This is a genomic window from Pseudomonas sp. Snoq117.2 (genome assembly GCF_900110545.1).
GTDB classification, from domain to species: Bacteria; Pseudomonadota; Gammaproteobacteria; order Pseudomonadales; family Pseudomonadaceae; genus Chryseomonas; species Chryseomonas benzopyrenica.
The window spans coordinates 112046-130241 of record NZ_FOED01000001.1 but is presented as its reverse complement, the minus strand read 5'-3'; the positions used below and the strand labels follow the sequence as shown (position 1 = coordinate 130241).

16 protein-coding genes are annotated in these 18196 nt (G+C 65.3%); 12 read left to right on the top strand and 4 right to left on the bottom strand.

The annotated features are described in order from the left end of the window. Nucleotides 1–104: 104 nt before the first annotated feature. The 4 genes from BMZ43_RS00730 to acnA form a co-directional block, all read right to left on the bottom strand. On the bottom strand, nucleotides 105–1025 hold the full coding sequence (locus BMZ43_RS00730; protein ID WP_017639661.1) for a GntR family transcriptional regulator: 921 nt from the start codon (nucleotides 1023–1025) through the stop codon (nucleotides 105–107). Between the two features lie 141 nt (nucleotides 1026–1166). Continuing rightward, the gene (locus BMZ43_RS00725; protein ID WP_017639662.1) at nucleotides 1167–2504 is read right to left on the bottom strand and encodes a CitMHS family transporter; all 1338 of its coding nucleotides are present in this window, start codon (nucleotides 2502–2504) and stop codon (nucleotides 1167–1169) included. Nucleotides 2505–2572: 68 nt separating this feature from the next. Further along, entirely contained in the window at nucleotides 2573–3316 is a 744-nt protein-coding gene (phbB, locus tag BMZ43_RS00720; protein ID WP_017639663.1) for an acetoacetyl-CoA reductase, read from the bottom strand. 161 nt (nucleotides 3317–3477) lie between these two features. Further along, a complete protein-coding gene (gene acnA, locus BMZ43_RS00715; protein WP_064308067.1) occupies nucleotides 3478–6165 on the bottom strand; it encodes an aconitate hydratase AcnA in 2688 nt (895 codons plus the stop codon). Between the two features lie 235 nt (nucleotides 6166–6400). Here acnA and BMZ43_RS00710 point away from each other — a divergent pair, with 235 nt between their 5' ends. The 12 genes from BMZ43_RS00710 to BMZ43_RS00655 all read left to right on the top strand — a co-directional run bounded on the left by BMZ43_RS00710 (nucleotide 6401) and on the right by BMZ43_RS00655 (nucleotide 18193). Further along, the gene (locus tag BMZ43_RS00710; protein ID WP_017639665.1) at nucleotides 6401–7084 is read left to right on the top strand and encodes a TerC family protein; all 684 of its coding nucleotides are present in this window, start codon (nucleotides 6401–6403) and stop codon (nucleotides 7082–7084) included. A 30-nt stretch (nucleotides 7085–7114) separates the two neighbouring features. After that, complete coding sequence (gene rraA, locus BMZ43_RS00705) at nucleotides 7115–7588, top strand: ribonuclease E activity regulator RraA (RefSeq protein WP_017639666.1); 474 nt, start codon at nucleotides 7115–7117, stop codon at nucleotides 7586–7588. Nucleotides 7589–7637: 49 nt separating this feature from the next. Continuing rightward, complete coding sequence (locus BMZ43_RS00700) at nucleotides 7638–8303, top strand: aspartate/glutamate racemase family protein (protein ID WP_017639667.1); 666 nt, start codon at nucleotides 7638–7640, stop codon at nucleotides 8301–8303. A gap of 138 nt (nucleotides 8304–8441) precedes the next feature. Continuing rightward, on the top strand, nucleotides 8442–9449 hold the full coding sequence (locus tag BMZ43_RS00695; RefSeq protein ID WP_026083683.1) for an ABC transporter substrate-binding protein: 1008 nt from the start codon (nucleotides 8442–8444) through the stop codon (nucleotides 9447–9449). A 26-nt stretch (nucleotides 9450–9475) separates the two neighbouring features. Continuing rightward, nucleotides 9476–10357 carry a TauD/TfdA dioxygenase family protein gene (locus BMZ43_RS00690; RefSeq protein ID WP_017639669.1) on the top strand — a complete coding sequence of 294 codons (882 nt, stop codon included), beginning with the start codon at nucleotides 9476–9478 and terminating at the stop codon, nucleotides 10355–10357. A 14-nt stretch (nucleotides 10358–10371) separates the two neighbouring features. Next, the gene (locus BMZ43_RS00685; RefSeq protein WP_017639670.1) at nucleotides 10372–11253 is read left to right on the top strand and encodes an ABC transporter ATP-binding protein; all 882 of its coding nucleotides are present in this window, start codon (nucleotides 10372–10374) and stop codon (nucleotides 11251–11253) included. Nucleotides 11254–11268: 15 nt separating this feature from the next. After that, nucleotides 11269–12135 (top strand): ABC transporter permease, encoded by an 867-nt coding sequence (locus tag BMZ43_RS00680; RefSeq protein WP_017639671.1) that lies wholly within the window; start codon nucleotides 11269–11271, stop codon nucleotides 12133–12135. Nucleotides 12136–12541: 406 nt separating this feature from the next. After that, nucleotides 12542–12898, top strand: a complete 357-nt coding sequence (locus tag BMZ43_RS00675) for a hypothetical protein (protein WP_082731514.1) — start codon at nucleotides 12542–12544, stop codon at nucleotides 12896–12898. A gap of 685 nt (nucleotides 12899–13583) precedes the next feature. Continuing rightward, a complete protein-coding gene (locus tag BMZ43_RS00670) occupies nucleotides 13584–14672 on the top strand; it encodes an LLM class flavin-dependent oxidoreductase (RefSeq protein WP_093249014.1) in 1089 nt (362 codons plus the stop codon). Nucleotides 14673–14741: 69 nt separating this feature from the next. Then, the gene (locus BMZ43_RS00665; protein ID WP_068383961.1) at nucleotides 14742–15689 is read left to right on the top strand and encodes an ABC transporter substrate-binding protein; all 948 of its coding nucleotides are present in this window, start codon (nucleotides 14742–14744) and stop codon (nucleotides 15687–15689) included. Then, on the top strand, nucleotides 15686–17011 hold the full coding sequence (locus tag BMZ43_RS00660; RefSeq protein ID WP_017639676.1) for an LLM class flavin-dependent oxidoreductase: 1326 nt from the start codon (nucleotides 15686–15688) through the stop codon (nucleotides 17009–17011). Before BMZ43_RS00665 ends, BMZ43_RS00660 begins: the two co-directional genes overlap by 4 nt. Next, the gene (locus tag BMZ43_RS00655) at nucleotides 17012–18193 is read left to right on the top strand and encodes an acyl-CoA dehydrogenase family protein (RefSeq protein ID WP_017639677.1); all 1182 of its coding nucleotides are present in this window, start codon (nucleotides 17012–17014) and stop codon (nucleotides 18191–18193) included. Nucleotides 18194–18196: the final 3 nt, after the last annotated feature.

Below are 18196 nucleotides of genomic sequence, written 5' to 3'. Positions count from 1 at the left end.
GGACAAAAAAAGCGACATCGATTCGTGCCTGGCGAACGTGTGGGCTCAGCGCCCGTATGGGTGACGGGCGTGCAGGGGCATTGAGGGTCAGGCGCGCGGGCGAATCAGGCTGGCTGCTTTGCCGCGTCTTCTTCGGCGGCTTCCAGCTGGCGGTCTTGGGCGGCCTTGAGCCGGCTGACCACGTCGAGATGCTGGTGCAGGAAGAGCGCCGCTTCTTCGCGACTGCCGCCTTCGAGCAGGTCGAGGATATGCAGGTGTTCCTGACTCTGGCCGATCTGCCGCGAGCGTTCGACGTTGGAGCGGTAGGCCATGAAGCGACGCAGCTGATTCTGCCGGCGGATGGCTTCGAGTAGAAAGACATTGCCTGAGCAGCGCACCAGCAGTTCGTGGAAGCTGGAGCCGATCTCGAACAGCTGGGCGCGGGACAGAGTGAACAGCTCCCCGTCCAGCAATCGTTGCTGCCGCTGGCGGGCCTGGGCGAAGGCGCGCTTGTCGATGCGATAGCCCGGCTCGCGCAGGGCGAAGGGCTCGATGGCCATGCGGAAGCGATAGCTCTGGATATGGGCTTCGCTGTCATGCAGGAAAGTATTGATCTCCCACCCCTGGCCAGGGCGGCGTTCGATCATGGCCTCGCTGGCCAGGCGGTTGAGCACCTTGAGCAACTGGCCGCGAGGGATCTGGTAGCGCCGCAGCAACTCGGCCTCGAAGAAGCTGCTGCGGATGTCGCCGCGCAGCATGTCGTCCACCACCCGCAGGTAGAGCTCCTCATAGGGATCGTCCTCGCTGGGCAGGGCGGCCTGCTCGATGGTGGTGGCGTTGCGGGTGAGGAAGAAGCCGCGATTGGGCTCCTTGCGCGCCAGGCCCAATTGTTCCAGCAAGGCGAAGCCCCGTCGTACCGGCGAGCGGGAAACGCCCAGTTCCTTGGCGAAGGCCTCCTCGCGCAACGGATCACCGGCTTTCATCGAGCGGGCACGGGCAAGGTCGATGATGCGCGGGGCGAGTTGTTCGGCGAGGTCTTTTTTCATCGGGAATCTTCTGGGCGACGGGTACCGGAGCGCAGGTACGGAAGAGGTTGGCCAGCCGGGTCTGGCGGAGCGCCCTGACGTTACCATAACCACGGCCATCCGGAGCGGGCGACGGCGCCGGACGCACCGTCGCCGAGACCGTCAGCGGGCCGAGTAGAGCGGGAACAGCCCCAGCGCCATGGAGACCGCCATGAGCAGAAAGCTCAGGGCGAACGCCCATTTCATGGTGTATCTCTGGTGATCGCTGAACTCGACCCCGGCCAGGCCCACCAGCAGATAGGTGGACGCCACCAGCGGACTGAGCAGGTGCACCGGCTGCCCGATCAGCGAAGCCCGGCCGATCTCCGCTGCGCCTATGCCATAGGCTTCGGCCGCATGGGCCAGCACCGGCAATACGCCATAGTAGAAGGCGTCGTTGGACATGAAGAAGGTGCCGGGAATGCTCAGCAGCGCGGTGATGGGCGCCAGGTAGTTGCCCCAGCTCTCCGGCAGGGCCCAGAGCAGCGAGCCGGACATGGCCTTGACCATGCCGGTCCCGGAGAGGATGCCGGCGAAGATGCCAGCGGCGATGAAGATCGAGATCTGCGTCAGGGCCGCGGGGGCATGGGCCGAGATGCGCCGACGCTGGTCGTCCATCTGCCGGTAGTTGATGGTCAGGGCAATGCAGAAGGCGACCATGAATAGGATCGGCAGTGGCAGCAGTTCGATCACCAGGCAGGTCATCAGCGCCAAGGTGAGCAGGGCATTGAACCAGAACAGCTTGGGCCGGCGCAGTTCGGCGTTCTCGTCGCTCAGCGTGAGCAGATCGCCCATGTCTTCGTCCATGCCCGTCGCGCGCAGCGGATTGCCACCCGGTGCCACCAGCAGGCCCAGACGGCGCCGCTCCTGCAACCCCAACCAGAAGGCCAGCGCCAGGACCCCGATGAAGCTGACGATCATCGGCGGGATCAGCGGGATGAACAGTTGGCTGGTTTCCACCTGCAGTGCCGCGGCGACCCGGGCCATGGGTCCGCTCCAGGGCAGCAGGTTGGTGACGCTCGCAGCGAGGATGACCACGCAAGGCAGGATCAGTGGATTCAGCCGCAGGCGGCGGAACAGCGGCAGCATGGCGGTCAGGGTGATCATGTAGGTGGTGGAACCGTCGCCGTCCAGGGACACCATGCCGGCCAGCAGGGTAGCGAAGAGCACCGCCTTCGCGGGATCGCCTTTGATCAGCTTGATGAAGGTGCGGATGATGGGATCGAACAGCCCGGTATCGAACATCAGACCGAAATAGAGGATGGCGAACATCACCATGATGGCGGTGGGTGCGACCTTGCGCAGGCCATCGATCATCATCGGCCCCATCTCCGGTGCAAAGCCGCCGATGATGGCGAAGATGATGGGGATGATGGTCAAGGCCACCAAGGGCGGCAGCCGCTTGGTCATGATCAGCACCATGAAGGTCACGATCATTCCATAGCCGAGCAGAGAAAGCATCTGTATCTCCTGGTTCCAAAATACAACTTTTGTTGTGGTTGTCGTTGTGTTCGGTGGCGGAGTGGCGATCAGCTCATGTGGAGACCGCCATTGAGGGAGAAGTCCGCGCCGGTGGCGAAGGCCGATTCGTCCGACGCCAGCCAGGAGCACATGGAGGCGATCTCTTCCGGCGTGCCCAGGCGACGCATGGGGATCTCGTGGACGATGCGATCCATGAGTTCGGTGCGGGTCAGGGCCTTGAGCCGTGGCGTGGCGATGTAGCCGGGCGAGACGGTGTTGACCGTGACCCCGCGGGCCGCCAGCTCACGGGCCAGGGCGCGGGTGAAGCCGCGGATCGCCGACTTGGCGGTGGAATAGTTGACCTGGCCGACCTGACCGAGCTGGGCGTTGACCGATGAGATGTTGATGATCCGTCCCCAGCCGCGGGAGGTCATGCCATCGATCACCTGGCGGGTGACGTTGAACAGGGAGTTAAGGTTGGTATCGATCACCGTCTGCCAGTCACCCGGTTGCATGTCGCGGAACACCACGTTGCAGGCGGTACCGGCGTTGTTGACCAGGACATCGACGGGGCCTACCTCGTCGCGAATCTTGGCAAAGGCAGCACGAGTGGATTCCCAGTCAGCGACGTTCCCTTCGGCCGCGATGAAGTCGAAGCCCAGCTTGCGTTGCTGTTCCAGCCAGTCGGCCTTGAGCGGTGAGTCCGGACCGCAGCCGGCGATGACGGTGAAGCCGTCCCGAGCCAGGCGTTGGCAGACGGCGGTTCCCAATCCGCCCATACCGGCGGTGACGAAGGCGATGCGCTTGCTCATGTGTAGCTCTCCTGTTGTCGTTCTTGTCGGGCGTGAGCCGGTGTAAGGCACGGTAAGATGAATCGAATTGTCTTGTAAATACACAAGATACAATTATCAGGATGGGCGGTAGCTTCCAGTGGGTTTAGGCGTTTCGGCCTCGAGCTAGCGAGGCCCTGGATTCACATCCGTCCTTCGCTCAGGGTCTTGCGGATCACGTAGGGCAGGATGCCGCCCTGGCGCAGGTAGAGGATCTCCTGGTTGGAATCCAGCGGCAGTTCCAGGGTGACGCTGTCACTCTGGCCATCCGGGCGGGTGATCTGCAGCCTGATGAGGTTGATGCCTACCCGCAGTTCATCCAGCCCGGCGAAGTCCAAACGCTCGTCACCGCTCAGGCGCAGGCTTTCGGCGCCTTGCCCGGCGGGGAAGCGCACCGGGAAGATGCCCATGCCGATCAGGTTGCTGCGGTGGATGCGCTCGAAGCTCTGCGCCACCACCAGCCTGACGCCCAGGGTAGCCTGCGCCTTGGCCGCCCAGTCGCGACTGGAGCCGGCGCCGTAGTTGAGGCCGGCGAACACCACCAGCGGCCTGCCCTGGCGGACCCAGCTGAGGGCGGCGTCGTACACCGGCAATACCTCGCCGTCCGCTGCCCGCGCCCAGCCGCCCTGGCCCGGATGCGCCGGCAGCAGGCGATTCTTCACCGCGCGGTTGACGAAGGCACCGCGCATCATCACCTCATGATTGCTGCGCCGGGTCGAATACTGATTGAGGTCCTCCGGCGCCTCGCCATGGGCAACCAACCAACGGCCCGCCGGGCTGTCCAGGGGGATGGCACTGGCGGGCGAGATGTGGTCGGTAGTGATGTTGTCGCCCAGCACCATCAGCGTGCGGGCGTCGCGCACGGCCAACGACGTGGGCGGCTCTGGGGTGATCCCCTGCAGATAGATCGGCCGGCGCAGATAGGTCGAGCTGGGCGACCAGGGAAAGCGCACGCTGCCCTCGGCGGACAACGCCTGCCAGTGGTGGGTCCCATCCCAGAGAGTGGCGTTGCGCTGGCGGAACAACTCCGGGCGCACTGTCTCGCGGACCAGCGCCTGGACCTCGTCATCGCCCGGCAGCAGATCGCATAGGTAGACGGGCTGACCGGCTTGATCCAGCCCTAGCACGGCCTGTTCGAGATCGACGTCGATGCTGCCCGCCAGGGCATAGGCGACCACCAGGGCCGGCGAGGCGAGGTAACCGAACTGCGCCTTGGGATTGACCCGGCCTTCGAAATTGCGATTACCCGAGAGCACCACCACTGTCTTCAGGCCCTGGTCGGCGAAGGCCTCCATGTGGGCTTCGAAGCTGCCCGAGTTGCCGATGCAGGTCATGCAGCCGAAGCCGGCCAGGTCGAAACCGAGGGCGGCGAAGTCGCTCAGCAGATCGGCCTCGCGCAGGTAGTCCGCCACCACGCGAGAGCCAGGGGAGAGCGAGGTCTTTACCCAGGGCTTGCGGGTGAGGCCACGTTCGCGCGCCCTTCGCGCCAGGAGACCGGCCTGGATCATCTGGCTCGGGTTGGCAGTGTTGGTGCAGCTGGTGATGGCGGCGATGGAGATGGCGCCATGGGTCAGCGGCTGGCCGAAGCTCGGCTCGAAGTAGTCCGCCGTAGCCTCGGTGGAACGCGCGATCAGACCGGCGTCCGGGTTGGTCGGCACCTCGGCTCGAAAGGAGTCGCGGGCTTTGGCCAACGGTTGCCATTGGTGCGGCTGGTGCGGACCGGCCACGCTGGGCTCGATGCTGGCGAGGTCCAGCGGGATGACCTCGGTGAAGACCGGCTCGGAATCGCTGTCGTGGCGCCACAGGGTCTGGGCTTCCAGGTAAGCCGCGACCCGCTCGCGCAGCTCCGGGGTGCGGCCAGTGAGCTCGAGGTACTCCATGGTCACCGTATCGAAGGGGAAGAACACCACGGTCGCGCCGTATTCCGGTGCCATGTTGGAAAGGGTGCCGCGGGCGGCCCAGCTCAGGCCCGACAGGCCCGGTCCGCAGAACTCGACGAACTTGCCCACCACGCCGCGTTGGCGCAGCAACTGGGTGACTTTCAAGGAAAGGTCAGTGGCGGTCACTCCCGGACGTAGCGCATTGGTCACACGGATACCGATGACCTCGGGAAAACTGATCGGTACCGGCTCGCCCAGCATGGCCGCCTGGCCTTCCAGACCGCCCACGCCCCAACCGAGGATGCCGATGGCGTTGATCATCGGCGTATGGCTGTCGGTGGCGACCATGTCGTCCGGGTGCAGCAGCGGTTGGCCGTCGCTGGTCTCGCTTTCCCAGACCACGGTGCCCAGGGACTCCATGTTGACCTGGTGGATGATGCCGGTGCCCGGTGGGACCACCTTGAAGTTGTCCAGGCTCTTCTGCGCCCACTTGATGAACTGGTAGCGCTCGGTGTTGCGGCGGTAGTCGATGTCCAGATTGGCTTCCACCGCGTCCGGCTCGGCGAAGCGTTCGACGATCACCGAGTGGTCGATGGTCAGCACCGCCGGGATGCGTGGATTCATCCGGCTCGGATCGCCGCCCAGTTCGGCCACCATGTCGCGCATGCCGGCGAAGTCGGCCAGGGCGGGCAGGCAGGTGGTGTCGTGGAACATCAGGCGGTTGGGCAGGAAGGGCGCCTCGCATGGCGGGCCTTCGCCACGGGCACGGGCCAGCACCGGCGGTAGCGCCTCGGGAAAGCAGCGGGCGACGTTTTCCACCAGCAGACGCAGGGAGTAGGGCAGGCGCGCCAGGGTGTCGGCGTCGAACAGACGCTTGAGGTCGACATAGGCGTATTGCCGGTCGCCGAGGGTGAGCTGGCCGGTGTAGGTGGAATCCAGGGCAAACTTCATGGGCTGTCCGGTCTGGTTGTCGTGATCGTGGGCGGTGTGAGCGCCATGCTAGGAAAGCTGGCAGTCACTCGAAATTGGTATCTGGCTAACGCAGCGTTCTCGGTCGGCGAACGCTGGAATTCAGGCATGGCCAATATTGTTCTGTATTGATATAAAAGACAATAATAGTGACCTGAAATCATTACGGGCTGTTGCTGCCCAAGGGACGTCAGCTCCTAAATAGACGAGGTCCACCTTGCTTACCGCCCTGTCCGATCCGGTCTTCCTGACCAGTCTGCTCCAGATCGTCATCATCGATATCCTGCTCGGCGGCGACAACGCCGTGGTGATCGCCCTGGCCTGTCGGCGTCTGCCGGAAGCGCAACGCCGCAAGGCCATCCTGGGCGGGGTGGCGGGTGCCGTGATCCTGCGCATCCTGCTGCTGTTCGTCGCCAGCTACGTGCTGGGCTGGCCACTGCTCAAGGTGGTGGGCGGCGTGCTGCTGCTGTGGATCGGCATCAAGTTGCTGGTGCCCGAGAACGACGAGGCCGACGTCAAGGCCGGTACCACCCTGGGCCAGGCCATCTGGATCATTATGGTGGCCGATGTGGTGATGAGTCTGGACAACGTCATCGCCGTGGCCGGCGCAGCCCAGGGCCATTTGGGCCTGGCCGTCACCGGAGTGCTCATCAGCATCCCCATCATCATCTTCGGCAGCCAGCTCATCCTGCGCCTGATGGAACGCTTCCGCTGGCTGGTCATGGCCGGGGCGGCCCTGCTCGGCTGGATCGCTGGCAAGCTGATCGCCAGCGACGAACTCCTGCAGGCTTGGCTCGGTACCGGAGACCTGCACTGGGTTCCCTATGCGGCCGGCGTCGCCGGCGTCCTCATCGTGCTCGTGACTGGCCAGCTACTGGCACGGCGAACGGTTACGGCCTGACCGGTCTTTCGACCACCAAGGAGCAACACCATGACCTTCAAGACCACTGACCTGTGCGACGAGCATGGCGATCAGGCGCGAGTCCTGCAGCCGATCTTCCAGGACCTGGGCGGTCGCACCGATTTCGCCGGACCGGCGCTGACGGTCAGGTGCTTCGAGGACAACTCGCGGATCAAGGAATTGAGCCAGCAGCCGGGCGAGGGACGCGTGCTGGTGGTTGATGGTGGTGGCAGCGACCGTTGCGCGCTGCTCGGCGACATCATCGCCGAGGACCTGGTGAAGAACGGCTGGGCCGGTGCGCTCATCTATGGCCAGGTCCGCGACAAGGCGGTGCTGGCGGGGCTGCCGCTGGCGGTCAAGGCCCTGGGCGTCTCGCCGCGCAAATCGGTCAAGCGCAACGAAGGCCAGATCGGCGAGGCGGTGACCTTCGCTGGGCAGACGATCCGCAGTGGTGATCAACTCTATGCCGATGCCGACGGCGTGATCATTCTCGACGCCCGCTAGGTGCGCCTATCGGCCGCCGTTCAGGCGGCCCTACACGAGTGCTTTCGCCATGACTGCCGCCAAACGGATCTTTCTGATTCACGCCACCCGCATCGCCATCGAGCCCATCAACGCAGCCTTCGCCCAGGGGTGGCCCGAGGCGCTGCGCTTCGATCTCTGGGACGACTCGCTGTCGAAAGACGCCAGCACCGCTGGCGGCAGTACGACAGCGCTGGACCAGCGCATCCAGGACCTGGCCGAGCATGCCTTTCGCGCCCAGGCCGATGCCGTGCTCTTTACCTGCTCGGCCTTTTCCAATGCCATCGAAGCCTGCCAGCGCCGTTATCAAAAGCCGGTCCTCAAGCCCAACGAGGCCATGGTGCAGGAGGCCCTGGCCAAAGGCGGGCGCATCGCTGCCCTGACCACCTTCGGTCCGGCGGGCGCGGCCATCGTCAACGACTTCGAGCTCGAGGCAAGCCGCCGTGGCCAGACAGCGGACATCACACCGATCCTCTGCGAAGGCGCGCTGGAAGTCCTGCATGCGGGTGACCAGGCCCGCCACGACGCCCTTATCGCCGCGGCTGCAGAGCGGCTACGCGGCGACTACGACGTGCTCTGCTTCGCGCAGTTTTCCATGACCGCCGCGCAATCGGCCAGCGAAGCCGCCTGGGGCGGCTCGGTGCTTACCACGCCGACCAGCGCCGTGCGGCGGCTGCGGCAGCTGCTCGAAGGGTAGGACCGGTCTAATGGTCGAACACTCACCCAGTTCCGCATCTGCGTGCATATGGTTATATAAATTCTGTCTTTACCAAAAGTTATAACAGCTCATTAGCCTATAACGCTTTCGGATGGCCAGTCGGCACGGAGCGTAAGGATGAGCAGGGTAGGGAAGGGCTTGGCGGTGATCGCCGCCGTGGTAGGTGCCCTGGGCTTCGCGGGCAGTGCCGCCGCCGAGGGCAGGATCAGCATCGCCCAGCAATTCGGCATCGGCTATCTGATCCTCGACGTGGTGCGCGATCAGCAGTTGATCGAGAAGCACGGCAAGGCCGCCGGCCTGGATATCCAGGTGGACTGGAACAGCATCTCCGGCGCCACTGCCATGAACGAGGCGCTGCTGGCCGGCTCGCTCGACGTGGTCTCCGCCGGGGTACCGCCGATGCTGACGGTCTGGGATCGCACCCGCGGACGACAGAACGTCAAGGCCATCGCCGCCCTGGGCGCCATGCCCAACTACCTGCTGAGCAATCGCGCCGAGGTCAGGTCGATAAAGGATTTGACCGACCAGGATCGCATCGCCGTGCCGGCGGCGGGCGTGGGCTTCCAGTCGCGCACCCTGCAGATCGAGACTGCCAAGGTCTTCGGCGACGCCCAGTTCAAGAAATTCGATGCCATCAGCGTGAGTCTGCCGCACCCGGATGCCAGCGCTGCCCTGATGGCGGGCGGCTCCGAGATCACTACCCATTTCTCCAGCCCACCGTTCCAGTACCAGGCGCTGGAGAATCCCCGGGTCCATCGCATCCTCAGCAGCTACAACGTCCTCGGCGGACCAGGCACCTTCAACGTGCTTTACACCACCGAGAAATTCCACGACGAGAATCCCAAGACCTACCGCGCCTTCTATGACGCCCTGGTGGAAGCCGCCGCCTTCATCCGCGCCAACAAGGCCGCGGCCGCCGAGGCCTATATCCGCGTCGAGCATTCCAAGCTGCCGCTGGCCCTGGTGCAGCGCATCGTCGAGGACCCGGAGATCGAGTTCACCGTCGAGCCCCAGCGGACCTTCGTCTATGCCCAGAAGCTGCATGAGCTGGGCGTGCTGAAACACCAGGCTGCCTCCTGGCAGGACTACTTCTTCCCCGAAGCCCACGAGCGTCCCGGCAGCTGAGCTGGACCACCAAGGAGAACACTCCAATGACTCTCGCTTCCCCCCGTCCGGCCGCCGGCCAGACTTTCGAGATCCGGCCCTTCGGCAACCTGGGCGCCGAGATCCTCGGCATCGATCTGGCCCAGCCGCTCAATGCCGAAGACTTCGCCCGCGTTCATCGCGCCCACCTGGACCACCATGTGGTGGTGTTCCGCGACCAGCGCATCACCCCCGAAGAGCAGATCGCCTTCAGTCGCCGCTTCGGCGAGTTGCAGATCCATGTGCTCAAGCAATTCCACCTGGCCGGCCACCCGGAGATCCTCATCGTCTCCAACATCGTCGAAGGCGGTCGGCCGATCGGCCTGGGCGATGCCGGCAAGTTCTGGCACTCGGATCTCTCCTACAAGGAGCTGCCGAGCCTGGGTTCCATGCTGCATGCCCAGGAATTGCCGGAGGAGGGCGGCGATACCCTCTTCGCCAACATGCACCTGGCCTACGACACCCTGCCAGCGGCGCTCAAGCGCCAGGTAGAGGGTCTCCAGGCCGAGCATTCCTATACCGCCACCTACGCCAAGCCCAAGTTCGAGGGCAACTGGCGGCCGACCCTGACCGCCGCGCAGCTGGCCGAGGTCAAGGCGGTGGTGCATCCGGTGGTACGTACTCATCCGGAAAATGGCCGCAAGGCGCTGTTCGTCAGCGAGGGGTTCACCACCCACATCGTCGGCCTGCCGGAAGACGAGAGTCGCGAGCTGCTGGCCGAGCTCTATGCCCACAGCGTCAAGCCCGAGCACCTCTATCGCCACCAGTGGCAGCCCCACGACCTGGTGTTCTGGGACAACCGCTCGCTGCTGCACCTGGCGGCCGGCTGCCCCAATCATCTGCGGCGCAAGCTGTATCGCACCACTATCCAGGGCGATGCGCCGTTTTAAGGTAGGAGACGACCATGAATGCCCCTCTAGCTTCCCGTCCGCACCTGACCCTGGCGCAGACCCAGCCGCTGCTGCAGGTGCAGGATCTCGACCTCGAATACCGCACCCGCGAACGCCGGGTGCGGGCTACCCACCAGGTATCTTTCGAGGTGCATGGCGCCGACCGTTTCGTGCTGCTCGGGCCGTCCGGCTGCGGCAAGTCCAGTCTGCTCAAGTCGGTGGCGGGCTTTCTGCCGCCGCTGCACGGTGAGATCCGTCTGGACGGCCAGCCGGTCAAGGGACCGGGGCCGGATCGCATCGTGGTGTTCCAGGAATTCGACCAGCTGCCGCCGTGGAAGACGGTGCTGGAGAACACCATGTTCCCGCTGCTCGCCAGTCGCCAGGCCAGTCGTGGCGAGGCGCGCGAGCGGGCGCTGCACTACCTGGACAAGGTCGGTCTGGCGCGCTTCGTCGACGCCTATCCGCATCATCTTTCCGGCGGCATGAAGCAGCGGGTGGCCATCGCTCGCGCCCTGGCCATGCAGCCCAAGATCCTGCTGATGGACGAACCCTTCGCCGCCCTGGACGCCCTGACTCGCCGCAAGATGCAGGAAGAGCTCCTGGCGCTCTGGGACGAGGTGCGCTTCACCCTGCTGTTCGTCACCCACTCCATCGAGGAGGCGCTGGTGGTGGGCAATCGCATCCTGCTGCTGTCGCCCCATCCGGGCCGGGTCCGCGCGGAACTCAACTGCCACCAGTTCGGCCTCGAGGACTTCGGCGGCGCCGAATTCCAGAGTACCGCGCTGCGCATCCACAACCTGCTGTTCCCCGACGACGTTCAGACCCTGCCGCCGGAGGTCGCCGACGAGCGCCTGCGCCTGCAGCAGGCCATCGTCCAGGGCCGCATTTCCTACTAGTTTCGAGGTGGACCCATGACTCGACAGCCCCCGGTGCGGGCCGAATACCAACGGGACCTCGCGCCCCTCAACGACTTGCCGCTGGCGGTGGAGCTCCCTCTGGCCACGCGCCTGTGGAGCCAAGCCTGGCTGCGCAAGCTGGTGATCCTGGCGATCCTCATGCTGGCCTGGGAAGTGGCCGCCCGCTGGCAGGGCAACGACCTGCTGCTGCCCAGCTTCCTGCAGACCGCCGCGGCCTTCTGGGATGGGCTGGTCACCGGTGAATTGCCGGCCAAGGTCGCCATTTCCCTCGGCACCTTGCTCAAGGGCTATCTGCTGGGCGTGGTGCTGGCCCTGGCGCTGAGCGCCCTGGCCGTCTCCACCCAGTTCGGTCGCGACCTGCTCGGCACCCTGACCTCGATGTTCAATCCGCTGCCGGCCATCGCCTTGTTGCCGCTGGCGCTGCTCTGGTTCGGCCTGGGCGAGAACAGCCTGGTGTTCGTGCTGGTGCATTCGGTGCTCTGGCCCATGGCGCTGAACACCTACTCGGGCTTTCTCGGCGTGTCCGACACCCTGCGCATGGCCGGGCGCAACTATGGCCTCAAGGGGCTGAGGTACGTCGGGCTGATCCTCATCCCGGCGGCGCTGCCGGCCATCGTCTCGGGCCTCAAGATCGGCTGGGCCTTCGCCTGGCGCACCCTGATCGCCGCCGAGCTGGTGTTCGGCGCCTCCAGCGGCAAGGGCGGCCTGGGCTGGTACATCTTCCAGAATCGCAACGAGCTCTACACCGACCGCGTTTTCGCCGGCTTGGCTGCGGTGATCATTATCGGCCTGCTGGTGGAAGGCCTGGTGTTCGCTACCTTGGAGCGGCTGACGGTGAAGAAGTGGGGGATGCAGCGGTAGGGCTGGGTATCTTCTTGTTGGGCTTCGCTGCGCTCAACCCAACCTGCGGCATAGCCCCGTAGGTTGGGTTGAGACGGCTTTATCGTCGAAGTCCAACAGATCGCGGGTTGCTGTTCGCCAGTAGTACATGGCGGCTTGCAGTCTTGGCGGTCCGCAGGGCTATCGCTCCTATGAAGAATTTCTGTTCAAAGACCAACATCCTCTAACACCGATAACCCGCCGCTGTTCTACCGCTGTACCCTGATCTAGCCTTAATAGAAGCACTCCCTCACAGAGGTTTCGCTCATGTATGCCTTCCGTATCGAGCCCCTGACGCCACTGACTGCATCGACCTCAGTACCCCATCTGAGCGCGGTGTGCATCACGACACAGCGTCAGTCCGCTCGGTCCAAAAGGAAGGTCTTTCATGTCCAAAGAAGTGCTTGGAATCTTCGCCATCGCCCTGATGATCATCGGCGAAGGCTGCATCATCTACGCCGAATTGGCAGCGGCGCGGTTGGCGGCTGCGGTCGGTTTCGATTGGCATGATGCGCTGCTATTGGCAGGGCTCGCTTGCTTTTCCGGTCTCTGCCTGTTGCTGGCCTACGGCCTGGGCTATCGGGCTACCGGTGATATCTGGGTGGTCGCGGTCGTTTCCGTACTGGTGTTATTGGTCTGCGAGCCGTTGCTGATCTGGCTGCTATTCCAGGAGTTACCGGGTCGGGGCGCTCTGGTAGGTTTCATCCTCGGCGCCCTGGGGTTGGCGGCTACGGCCTGGCTTTGAAGACCGTCAGCGTAGTATGAGTGATTGGCCAATCGCGGCCATGGGCCGCTCCTACGGGTAGGTGGCTGCGGTCGACGAGGTCTTCTCGGATCGACTGAGACCGGTATTCGCTCGATTTAACCCTTCAGGAGAATGTGGAGGCGAGGGCGCCCTTGTGGCTGAACTACCTGGTGGAAAAAAGCTACGCCGTTTCCACGCTACGGCGCTTGGTCGTTGGGCTTCGCTGCGCTCAACCCAACCTACGACATAGCCCCGTAGGTTGGGTTGAGACGGCTTTATCGTCGAAGCCCAACAGGCCACGGATTTGGTCCAGGAACAACGACTTTCAACCCTCCCTCGGATAACCCCCTCTCCCTTGGGGAGAGGGCTGGGGTGAGGGCGCCCCTCGCACCGAAGGCCCCGGTGGAAAAGGCTAACGCCTTTTTCCACGCCGAGGCGCCCTGGGATCGTTTGGGCGATCGCGGCCATGGACCGCTCCTACAAAACGAGGAAGTACTGCTATTTCTACCCTTGAAGAGCGTCGCCTCATGAGGCAAGCCACCATCTTTAAATGCATGTTTCAAATAAAACAATAATTAGGATATGCGCATAAGGAATTTCCTTCTTATGCTCTGGTTGCCTAAGGTGGAACCCAGCCAACGCCTTCCTGAAGGCGTCCCCTTACCTCGGCACGGGATTCACCACCATGAGCGTCCAATTCCTCGGCATGATCGGCCACCGCCTCACCTCGGAGATCATCGCCCCCTCCGGTCCCATCTTCGACAAGGGCTATATCACCCGCTTCGCCCAGGCCCATGAGCAGGCCGGCTTCGATCGCATCCTGGTCGGCTACTGGTCCGATCAGCCCGACGGCTTCCTGGTCACTGCCCTGGCGGGGCAGGCCACCCGGACGCTCAAGTTCCTGCTGGCCCACCGTCCCGGTTTCGTCGCCCCGACCCTGGCGGCGCGCAAGCTGGCGACCCTCGATCATCTGCTCGACGGTCGCCTGGCGGTGCACATCATCAGTGGTGGCAGCGATGGGGAGCAGCGCAAGGACGGCGACTGGCTCGACCACGACCAGCGCTACGCCCGCACCGAGGAATTCCTCGACGTGGTCCGCCAGGAGTGGACCAGCACCCAGCCCTTCGATCACGAGGGTGAGCACTACCGGGTGGCGAAGGGCTTCTCCGCCATCAAGCCGCTGCAGCAGCCGAGCCTGCCGGTCTATTTCGGCGGTTCCTCGCCAGCCGCATTGTGGGTGGCCGGCAAGCACGCCGATGTCTTCGCGCTGTGGGGCGAATCCCTGGCCCAGACCCGCGAGACCATCGCTGCGGTCCGCGCCGAGGCGGCGCGCCATGGCCGTACCCCAAAATTCAACGTGTCCTTCCGGGTGATCCTTGGCGACACCGAGGATGATGCCTGGGCCAAGGCCGAGGCCATTCGCCAGCAGGCCAAGGCGCGCCTCGCCGCCGACGGCGCCGTGCATCCCGCCAAACCCGAAGCGGTCGGGGCACAACGTCTGCGCGATACCGTGGCCCTGGGCGACCGTGTGGATCGCCGGCTCTGGACCGGCATCGCCGCCCTGGTCGGCGGCGGGCACAACTCCACCGCCCTGGTGGGCACCGCCGAGCAGGTGGCCGATGCCCTGCTGGACTACTACGACCTGGGCGTCGACAGCTTCCTGATCCGCGGCTTCGATCCGCTCAGCGACGCCGTCGAGTACGGCCGCGAACTGATTCCCCTGACCCGGCAGAAGGTCGCCGCGCGCCTGGCCGGTGCTCGCCGCACCGGCTGAACCCCGACATCTGACACCTGCGCGACCGTACCCACGGAGCGCTCCCGATACCTTCGAGGAGACGCCTTCGTGATCAAGGGATTGCTATTCGCCGCCGGCCTGCTGGCTGGCACCTCCGCCAACCTGGCCCAGGCGATCACCCTCACCATCGGTGACCAGTTCTACTACAGCAGCACCCTGCTGGAGCAGGCAGGTGAACTCAAGGACCTGCCGTACGAGATCCAGTGGAAGAGATTCAACGCCGGTGGCCCGGTGGTGGAGGCGCTCAATGTCGGCTCCATCGACCTGGGCATCGTCGGCGACACCCCGGTGATCGCCCTGGCCGCCCGGGGTGGGCCGATCAAGGTGGTGGCAGTGACCCGCAATAGACCGGACGGCACTGCCATCGTGGTCGGCAAGGATTCACCCATCAAGACGGTGGCGGACTTGGCCGGCAAGCGGGTTGCCATCTGGAAGGGCTCCTGGAGCCAGCAACTGGTCTACTCGGCGCTGGAACAGGCCGGGCTGCCCAGCGATGCCCCGCGCTACAGCTACCTGATGCCCACCGAGGCGGTCGCCGCCTTGAGCCAGGGCACCCTCGATGCCACCGCCACCTGGGAGCCCTACGTGAGCATGGTGGAGCGCCAGGGCGGACGGGTGCTGATCACCGCCAAGGACCTGATGCCGGCGCCGGTCTATGTGGTGGCCAACACCCAGCGCCTGGACGAGAACCGCGCCGCCATCGGCGATTTCATCGCCCGCTTGCAACGTGCTCGCAGCTGGGCGCGCGACCACGTCGACGTCTATGCCCAGGCCTGGGCCAGGCGCAACAACTCCGATCCGGCCATCGCCGAACGCTGGTTCCGGCGCGACGCCACCTGGGTCGAACCGATCAGCGCCCAGACCTTGAGCGACGGCCAGAAGACCGCCGATTTCCTGGTCAAGGCCGGGGTGCTGCAACAGCCGTACGACGTCAAGCCGCTCTATGACCAGAGCTTCAACCGCTACCTGCAAGCGCTCCGGGAGGCCAGCCGATGAGTCGCCAATTGCACCTCGCCGGCTTCCTGCTGGCCGGTCCCGTCGTCCATAGCCACGCCGTCTGGCGCCACCCTGAAACCCAGGGCGACTTCCTCGACCCGGACTATTACGTCCGCGCGGCCAAGGCGCTGGAGGAGGGGCTGTTCGACTTCCTGTTCTTCGCCGACCGCCTGGCCGTGGGCGACCAGCTCGGCGGCTCACGGGAGACCGCCCTGCGCCTAGGGGCCCAGGACGCCACCCGACTCGATCCGCTGCCGCTGTTGTCCTATCTGGTGGCTCACACCCGCCACCTTGGGCTGGGTTGCACCCGCTCCACCACCTACTACGAACCGGCCCACGTCGCCCGGGCCTTCGCCACCCTCGATCACCTGTCCCGCGGGCGCGCCGCCTGGAACATCGTCACCTCCATGAACGACAGCGAGGGCCGGCTGTTCGGCAGGGAGCGCCACCTGGAGCACGACCTGCGCTACGACCGTGCCGACGAATTCGTCGAGGTGGCCGTCAAGCTCTGGCGTAGTTGGGGACCTGGCGCGCTGCGCCTGGATCGAGACGCCGGCGTGCTGGCCGATCCCGCGCAGGTGCGTGCCCTCGATCACCAGGGCGACTGGTTCCGGGTGGAGGGCCCGCTCAACATCCCGCGCAGTCCGCAAGGGCGGCCGGTACTGATCCAGGCCGGCTCCAGTGGTCGTGGCCGGCGCTTCGGCGCACGTTGGGCCGAGGCCATCTTCACCATCCAGCCCAACCTCGCCGCCATGCGCGCCTTTCGCGACGACGTCCGCCGCCAGGTGCTGGAGCAGGGGCGCTCCCCCGACGGCTGCAAGATCCTCACCTCGGTCATGCCCTTCATCGGCGGCAGCGAAGCCGAAGCACGGGCCAAGCAGGAAAGGCACAACGCCCTGGCGCAACCCGAGGTGGGGCTGATCACCCTCTGCTCCCAGCTCAATATCGACCTGTCCCGCTTTACCCTTGATACCGCCCTGGGTGAGGTGGCCGAGGTCGGCGGCCTGCCACCGGCCGCTGCCGAAAAACTCCTGGCGCTGGGGTCGCGGACCACCCTGGCCGAATTGGGTCGCAGCTATGCCGCCAGCGTGCGGGTGCCGCAACTGGTGGGCACCGGCGCCCAGATCGCCGAACAGCTGGCCGAGCTGTTCGAAGCCGGCGGCTGCGACGGCTTCGTGATTTCCCCCGGCTACCTGCCGGGGTCCTTCGTCGAGTTCAGCGAAAGCGTGGTGCCGCACCTGCAGCGCCGCGGCCTGTTCCGACGCCAGTACCAGGGCACGACCCTGAGAGACCACCTGGGCCTCGGCCCCCTGGAGGACTAGATGAGCACCATTAAGGATACTGAGGCTTGGCTGACGCTGGCCCGCGAGATCGGCGCGGAATTCGCTGCCCGGGTGGTGGCTGACGAACGCGACCGCATTCGTCCCGATGCCCAGCTGCAAAGACTCAAGGACAGCGGCCTGACCAACCTGGTCATACCCGTGCATCTTGGTGGCGCCGGCCAGCCCTGGTCACTGGCCATGCGCGTACTGCGCGAGATTGCTGCCGGCGACGGCTCGGTCGGCCTGCTCTTTGGCTATCACCTGCTCAATACGGTGAACCTGCGCCGCGAGCCCCAGCCACGGCGCGACCGCCTGCTGGCGGAAATCGCCGAGGGCCGGCTGTGGCTGGCCGGAGTGGTCAATCCACGGGATGACGACATCCTCGCCACGCCCGTTGCCGGCGGTGGCTATCGCCTGACCGGGCGCAAGGGCTTCTGCAGCGGCGCCGTCTTCGCCGATCGCCTCACCATCAGTGCCCGCGACCGGCAGAGCGGGGCGCGGTTGATGGTCACCCTGCCAGGGGATCGCGCGGGGCTGGCCTATGCCGAGGACTGGGACCACTTCGGCGTGGCGCGCAGCGACAGTGGCAGCTTTACCCTGACCGACGTCTGGGCCAGTGCCGAGGAGGCCCAAGTCTGCGACCTGGAAGATGCCGGTGACTTTGCCGCGGTGATCCGCACCCCGGTCAACCAGTCGGCCTTCACCCAGTACTACCTGGGTGCCGCCCAGGGCGCGCTGCGCGAGGCGCGGCGCTATCTGCATGCAGAGGCGCGGCCTTGGGTGCATTCCCTGGCCGCCAGCGCCAGCGAGGATCAACTGGTGTTGAGCCAGATGGGCGAACTCTGGATCGCCCTGCAGGGCGCCGTGGCCCTCGCCGACGTGGCAGCACGGCGGGTGGATGACCTGCTCGAGGCCGATGCCACCTTTACCGCCGACCTGCGCGGCGAGACGGCCATCGCCGTGGCCAGCGCCAAGGTGCTGGCTGCCCGTACCGCCCTGGACGTCACCACCCGGGTGTTCGACGCCCTGGGTGCCCGCGCCACCCACAACCGCCTCGGTCTGGATCGCTTCTGGCGCGACGTGCGCACCCACAGCCTGCACGACCCCCTGGCCTACAAGGTGCTGGAGGTCGGCCGTTATGCGGTCAATGGCCAGTACCCCGATATCCGTGCCTATACCTGACGA